Consider the following 6,135-nt stretch of genomic DNA (forward strand, 5'->3'; position numbering starts at 1 on the left):
GCAAAGAATTTTCGGTTTATAGTTGGTTAAAGCCTCAGCTTCCAAAAGCTTTTCAATTGCCTTGAGCAGGTTATCAGTCGATTCCGATTTGGAACGAACAACAATAACCGTCCGGGTGCGCTGGTTGAAGATCGCTTCAACCGATGCATGGAGTGTACCCTTTTCCTCTTCTTTCGTCGCCTGCTTGGGGTCGGGCAGGATCGCATCGAGCGCATCCTTCTTTTTAAAAAATACGACTGGTATCTCTACTGGCAGAAGAGTATCGCTCGCCTTGGGTGCTGTACCAACGACCCCCACCACTGCCTGGTTCGGGGTGAGGATGATGCGCACCTCATCTCCCCCTTTAACAACTCGTATTCCGTTCAAATAATCTGGATCGGCCAATCAAAAACTCACTGAAAAATCATTGTGAAATATACGCTTAAGAGTGCTGATGGCAGGAGATGACTGCCTGCAGGCGCTCTGGATGGCTTTGGTCTGGAGGGTATTGAATGACTTGCCTGGATCCACTTCATAGGTTTTCCGGGTAAGACGAATTATTTTTGCATTTGGGAATCCTACCCAGGAAAGCCCCAGCTTCATCGAGTGAAGAGTGCCGCGATACTTCATGAATTTTATGATGTCGGGAAATATTAATTCCACGTCGACGATATATTGTTCAAGTTCACCGAGAGCAAACTCCCAAAGCAAAACTTCGTGAAACCCGGAATTATTCCCGTCGCGAATCGGAATGGATACCTCAGGCGAATAGGCTGGAATAAACTTTCTGTAGTGGATGTCTATCAAGCGGTAACCGGTGTCAGAACAATGGTGTTAAGGACAATAAATTCATTTTTCTTTGCTTCCAGATCATCGACTGGAGTTAAGATTGATATGGATGAGATACCTTCGACATGCAGCTGTGAGTAGATCCATGAAAGAGGAAGATTGAGGCCCAGCCTCGATCGCTCCCAGACTTTTTTGGCAAAATCCTCCTTTAAGTCGTTGAGGAATGCCTGGCCCTTTCCCGGCGCAAGTTTGGCTCTTGCCTGGACATTGACGATCCTGGGCTCGGCAGCCACAACATCGAATAAATCAAATGCCGGCTTGATATGATCCTGGCCAATGAAGTCGACCACCTTTTTTAAGATGATGGCCATCTCCGGTTCAATTTTTCTGTTTGGCTGAAGGTGGACCACAACCTTGTCATCGACGGTCTCAGCATATGCATCCAGCACCGAAAACTCGTCAGGGGTCCTGGCACCTTCATTGGCCGAAGCAAGAGCCAGGCTTCGGTACATTTCGAGCGGCCCTGCTGGTGATGCCTTATGGAGATTGAGCCTCATTCTTTCCCGGAACGCTTCGAGCGATTCGCCCTCACGTCTCATGCCGAAAAAAAGGAAATCCAAATCTTCCGAGTATCGGAGAAGCTGAGCCATCCCTGCAGCATTTATTCTTGCCCTTATCATAAGCTCCGACATTGCAAGCTCAGACAGGGCACGAAAGATAGGGTCAACCGGTGCAGGCCTTTTGAATGAAGGAAACTGCGTCTGATAACTTTGTGTGAAACGGGTTATCTTCTCGTCGAAGATGGCTTCAAAATTCAGTTCTTCTTCAATTTTCGGAGCGATCGTCAAGCAGCGTCACTCACTGTAAAAACTGATTCCTGCCACTGCACAGACACTGTTGTGGTCAATGATCCATCTTCCACAGACGAGTTAACAATGAGCACCTTTAGTTCAGGGAGCAGGCTTTCTGCGCTGTCAATCAGTTCACCGCTAAGACTCAGCATCCAAACATCGGTCATGGGGGCGGCAAGGTAAGGCTGAAAATCCGGCCCAAGTTCCCGGTACATGATCATCGACCGCTTCAGAGTTTTCATCAGTCGTCTGATGCACTGTCGGGCATATTCTTCGCCAGAAATCATAAGCCCGGACTTTTCATCCATTCCCATCATTGAATCTTCCCATCCACGATCGGGCCGCCGCCACTTGGGGCAGTGCCAATGGCAATCGCATTTTCTGCGATGTGGGCGATGACGATTTCCGCAAACTTTTGCCAGGCTTCATCGTAAGATTTCGCAGTCTTCATTGAAGCCTGTAGAGTTTTGGCCAGCGCCTCTTCAGTTCCTCTAAGTGGCATGCCTACCCTCCAAAGCTTTCCAATTTTGTTTTGATTGGCGGCAGCTTCTCGGCATTGTCAGTGGAGAGCTGCGGACCAAAAAGGGTTGGAGTCTTCGACGTTGCGATCACCCCAAGAACTTCAGCCAGAAGCGAGATCAGCTCGCCCTTTTCGTTTTTGATTGATGCCTTGGCAGTTTCAAAGTCAAACCGATCGGCTTTTATCCTGAGGGTGAGGCCCGATTCCTTAGCCATGGTCAGCGTGTGGGTGCCAAGGTCATAGGAATATGTCAAACCATCGCTAAATTTCCGCAGTATGAGATTGGGGTCTTTGGACGGGGCTGGCTTCTCCTCAGAATAGAGCCCGGTTAGCACAAAGCCAGCAGCCAGCTCGCCGCCTGGCGAGAGCACAAGGCAGGGTTCCCCCACTTCTGGGGGATCCCAGTCGATGGTGTTCCACGCCCGCCGCTGAAAATATGGGAGCCAGTTTGTACTGATTTCCCCTGATTCGACCCGCACGAGTGCAGTTTGATGGTCGATCTCCTGGATGACGCCTGGGAGGATCATATTTGCCACCCTGCGGCTAAGTTCAGACATTTCGCGCATCATACGGGCCTGGGGTCCTCGCTTAGATACCTGACCCTGTAGGTCTGTAGGGCAGTGGCAAATACCTGATCACCTTCGCCGTCGACGATAAAATCCGCCGACTCAAGGTCCAGCGTCGAAACCAGGGCTTCGAGCCCAGGATCGGAAAGAAGGATGTCTTCAACCTGATCCGCCAGATCGAACATCTCATCCTCTGGGTCCTCTCGCGGCTGCAGGGCGAGCTCGACCCTTAGCTCCAGTTCCCGCTCCTGGCTGTCCCCGAGCGGGTCCAGAAGTCTTTCACTTGGAAAATAAATGAGTGCAGCTGGCAGGTCCTCAGCAGAGAGGGCCGCGGTGCGTGAGCTGAAACGGTTTATCCCCAGCTCTTGCCGAAGGACTTCGCGAATCCGCTGACGAATTTTTCTACGAATGACCCTAAAATTTCCCATGTGTGATCGCTTCATTCAATTCGTTTTGCACTCTTTCAAGAGTTATTTCGAAAACGCCGACACCAGAGTTCGATATTTCTTTGACCAGGTATCGAAAGCCTGTCCTGGGATTCTTTACGCCTGCTCGTTCCTTCAAAGCTCCTGCGTCCTCTGGTGAAACAAGGATCACCGAGTTCAGCTTCAACGCTGAAGGCTTGACTGGCGATGACTTGTCCGAATATTCAAAGAACTTGACAGAAAAATTCCGGCCATTTTCAGTTTGAAATTCTTCATCCATCGGCTGCCCGTCAAATCCTATGCCGTGTCACGCAACTTTCATGAGGCAGGTCGCGTTGGGATCGTAGGGAACCAGGAGCGGCGCGGACTGAATCATGATGTAGCGGTGGGATGGATCTTCGGTTTCCCAGCTTTTAAGAAAAAATGGACGAGCGCCATTATCGATTTTAAGATCTTTGATAGCCCCATAATGCCGGACGCCTTCGATGGATTGGCCCGTGAGCAGAACTTCACTTGGCTCAATGAACCTCTTTTCGACTCCATCATCGAGATAGCGCCCATAGTGAACAAAGACATCAAAGTCGCCAAAGCGCCCTTTATATTGGACATCCTCAGACTGCTGCGTTGGGGTCAAAACCAGCGTCGTATCAACGTTTCGGAGGAGTTCTGCCGCTTTTTTCACCTCGCTATTTCCCCGGAAGTAGTTCCAGGCGCTGGCTCCCATTATAAGGTCGGTAGCGCGAGCCGAGCTGTTCGATTTGTCTCTGATCAGCTGGCTTTTTTCTTCAAGAAATTCCGTGATCTTTACGTCCGGGTTTGACCATTTTTGGGCTTCTTCGAGTTCAATGGTCAGATCCGGATCGCGACCAAAATCGACGACATGATCAAATCCTTCGCCTTTGATGACGGCTTTGCCAGTCTTGGCCACCTCTGCAGCCATGACCTCAAGCCGATTGTTGAGCCGTTCGCGTAGCCTGTTTACATCATTAATCACATGAAGCCGCATCCGCTGCTCGGCAGACATCGTTCCGCCGAGCGATTCCCCGGCCATGCGCTTAAGCGGAAGCTCGGGATCATGGATTACCTTTTCCTTGACATAAGCCGGCTTGTAGCTCTTGGTTTTATAGCCTTTGTGGGTGAGAATCTTGCCTTCGTGCAGCGGATGAACGAAGGGCGCAATACCTTCGCTGCTTTCGACAACGTCGAAAAGAATTTCCTCGCTTTCGTGAACAACTTCCGTAGGGAAATAGCGGTTGAGAAAAAATCGGGGCTGCTGACGCAAGCGGCGAACAACACGATCAAAATACCAGGTGGAATAAAGGGACGGTGACAAAACCAGGGCTATCCTTTGATATAGATTGAAATGGGTTCCAGGAGGGGCTTCACAGAATCGATCGTATGACCTTTTCCAAGCTTGATGCCTCCTCGAAAGAAGCTTCCGGTGTGGTACGCTATCGTTAACTTGTCGGCGGAAGTGGCATCAATGTCTTCCGCGAGAATTCGGTACGGGATTTCACTGCCATCCGTGATTGCCTTATCGTCTGCTGTCAGTTTTGCAGACAGAATATATTTGCCGGTTGCTGTCTTCTTTCCAAGAAGAGAGCCTCGTCCAATCTTTTGACCCTTTTCAACCAGGATGGTTTCCGACTGTAGCGGAAAATCCCCGGCGATGAGATCAAGGGGCTGGTATTCACCAATTTGACTAAAACCTGGTTCGTATCCCATATCTTCTCCTATGCCAGTGTCACAAGACCGATGCTGGCTGCGAATCGCAGGTCGGCATCCAGGTCATCATCAGTTGAGGGCGCAGACTTTCCGTCAAGATTGGCTAGCGCGCTATCCGCCTTTTTCAGCTGCTCAATCTTCCTCCCCTTGTTATCCTGCTCGTGCGTCAGAATCCGAAGCGCGGCTTCACCGACTGTCAGCTTTTCTTTGATCAGCTGATTCGTAAACTCGGAAGAGACGCGTCCTTTGGCAATCTCCTGGATTTTAAGGATTCGTCCTATCTGGGCGTCTTCAATTTCCGCAGTGGTTTGCTTGATTTCGATTGAAGAACTCGATTCCACGCTTTCCGCTTTTTCTTCTACGACCTCCTTGGCTATTGACATAATTGCACCTTCAAAACTCGATATTTCATCGATCATTCCTTTTTCGAGCGATTTTTCGCCTATAAATATTGACCCCTGGCCGTACTTTTCGAGCACGATTTCAGGTGATATGCCGCGATTTCGCGCAATTTTTTGAACAAAAACAGCTCCAAGATCATCAACAGTTCGTTGAACTTCCTTTGAACCCAGCTCGGTACCTGGATCACGGTTTTTATTTGGAGATATGGAGCTGACAAACGAAATTTCCCCCGACTTTTCCTTGGATCGGACGACGGTCTGAACTCCAATGCTTCCAAGCAGAGCTGTTTCGGAGGCAAAGATTTTGGAGCAGGAGGAGGCTATCCAGTACGCTGCGGAAGCACCGAGCCCGCCGACGTAGGCATAAATGGGTTTTTGCTGCCGTGCACTAAAAATGTGATCGCCCAGCTCTGCACAACCGTTTGCCTCGCCACCTGGGCTGTCTATATTTAGAAGGACGGCTTTTACTTCTGATGATTCAATCATCGCATGAAGGTCGCGGAGGACAATTTCATAGCTGGTAGCGCCAGAAACTTCTGTAAGAAGGTTGGCCCGTTTGAAGGTGGGACCTTGCACCGGGATAATGCCAATACCTTGCCGCACAGTTGAGTTATGGGCATAGGATGGTTTTCGTCCCAGGCTATTTTCGAGAGCTTGCAGGTCGTTGGTTCGGGACGCCACGGATATCAGGGTGTTTAAACCTTCTTCCGTGATGGCCCACTGCGACTGTTCAATAAGAGAGAGAGCTAGACTCAAAAAATCCTCCGCGACTTTTTTCACCATATATCGATTTTCAAGCCTTGGGAAGTGGGGGCGGGCCCACTTCCCATCTGCCGTAAATTTCTGCTAGGTATCGTCGTGTCGGGGAATTATCCCCAA

Annotated in this window: 8 protein-coding genes and 1 pseudogene; all 9 read right to left on the reverse strand. The window is 49.9% G+C overall.

All coding sequences use genetic code 11. The features are described 5' to 3' along the window. A pseudogene (locus tag VE954_RS35595) lies at nt 1–384 on the reverse strand (hypothetical protein); the annotation flags it as partial. 398 nt (nt 385–782) lie between these two features. After that, nucleotides 783–1,616 (reverse strand): hypothetical protein, encoded by an 834-nt coding sequence (locus VE954_RS35600; protein WP_324962079.1) that lies wholly within the window; start codon nt 1,614–1,616, stop codon nt 783–785. Beyond that, entirely contained in the window at nt 1,613–1,936 is a 324-nt protein-coding gene (locus VE954_RS35605; RefSeq protein ID WP_324962081.1) for a hypothetical protein, read from the reverse strand. The genes VE954_RS35600 and VE954_RS35605 overlap by 4 nt, the downstream gene beginning before the upstream one ends. Then, nucleotides 1,933–2,121, reverse strand: coding sequence for a hypothetical protein (locus VE954_RS35610; RefSeq protein WP_324962083.1), 189 nt, complete (start codon nt 2,119–2,121; stop codon nt 1,933–1,935). Before VE954_RS35610 ends, VE954_RS35605 begins: the two co-directional genes overlap by 4 nt. Before the next feature lie 2 nt (nt 2,122–2,123). Further along, a complete protein-coding gene (locus VE954_RS35615) occupies nt 2,124–2,708 on the reverse strand; it encodes a phage baseplate assembly protein V (protein ID WP_324962085.1) in 585 nt (194 codons plus the stop codon). After that, nucleotides 2,705–3,133 carry a hypothetical protein gene (locus VE954_RS35620; protein ID WP_324962087.1) on the reverse strand — a complete coding sequence of 143 codons (429 nt, stop codon included), beginning with the start codon at nt 3,131–3,133 and terminating at the stop codon, nt 2,705–2,707. Before VE954_RS35620 ends, VE954_RS35615 begins: the two co-directional genes overlap by 4 nt. A gap of 304 nt (nt 3,134–3,437) precedes the next feature. Beyond that, nucleotides 3,438–4,463, reverse strand: a complete 1,026-nt coding sequence (locus tag VE954_RS35625; protein WP_324962089.1) for a major capsid protein — start codon at nt 4,461–4,463, stop codon at nt 3,438–3,440. An 8-nt stretch (nt 4,464–4,471) separates the two neighbouring features. Continuing rightward, complete coding sequence (locus VE954_RS35630; protein WP_324962092.1) at nt 4,472–4,855, reverse strand: head decoration protein; 384 nt, start codon at nt 4,853–4,855, stop codon at nt 4,472–4,474. A gap of 8 nt (nt 4,856–4,863) precedes the next feature. Next, nucleotides 4,864–6,012, reverse strand: a complete 1,149-nt coding sequence (locus VE954_RS35635; protein WP_324962094.1) for a S49 family peptidase — start codon at nt 6,010–6,012, stop codon at nt 4,864–4,866. Between the last annotated feature and the right edge of the window lie 123 nt (nt 6,013–6,135).

Source organism: Oligoflexus sp., assembly GCF_035638955.1.
Classification (GTDB): Bacteria; Bdellovibrionota_B; Oligoflexia; order Oligoflexales; family Oligoflexaceae; genus Oligoflexus.

Bases quoted from the DNA above. Each gene is read 5' to 3' on its own strand.
- VE954_RS35605 (WP_324962081.1), bottom strand. From the start codon at position 1,936: ATGATGGGAATGGATGAAAAGTCCGGGCTTATGATTTCTGGCGAAGAA.
- VE954_RS35615 (WP_324962085.1), bottom strand. From the start codon at position 2,708: ATGATGCGCGAAATGTCTGAACTTAGCCGCAGGGTGGCAAATATGATC.
- VE954_RS35610 (WP_324962083.1), bottom strand. From the start codon at position 2,121: ATGCCACTTAGAGGAACTGAAGAGGCGCTGGCCAAAACTCTACAGGCT.
- VE954_RS35620 (WP_324962087.1), bottom strand. From the start codon at position 3,133: ATGGGAAATTTTAGGGTCATTCGTAGAAAAATTCGTCAGCGGATTCGC.
- VE954_RS35630 (WP_324962092.1), bottom strand. From the start codon at position 4,855: ATGGGATACGAACCAGGTTTTAGTCAAATTGGTGAATACCAGCCCCTT.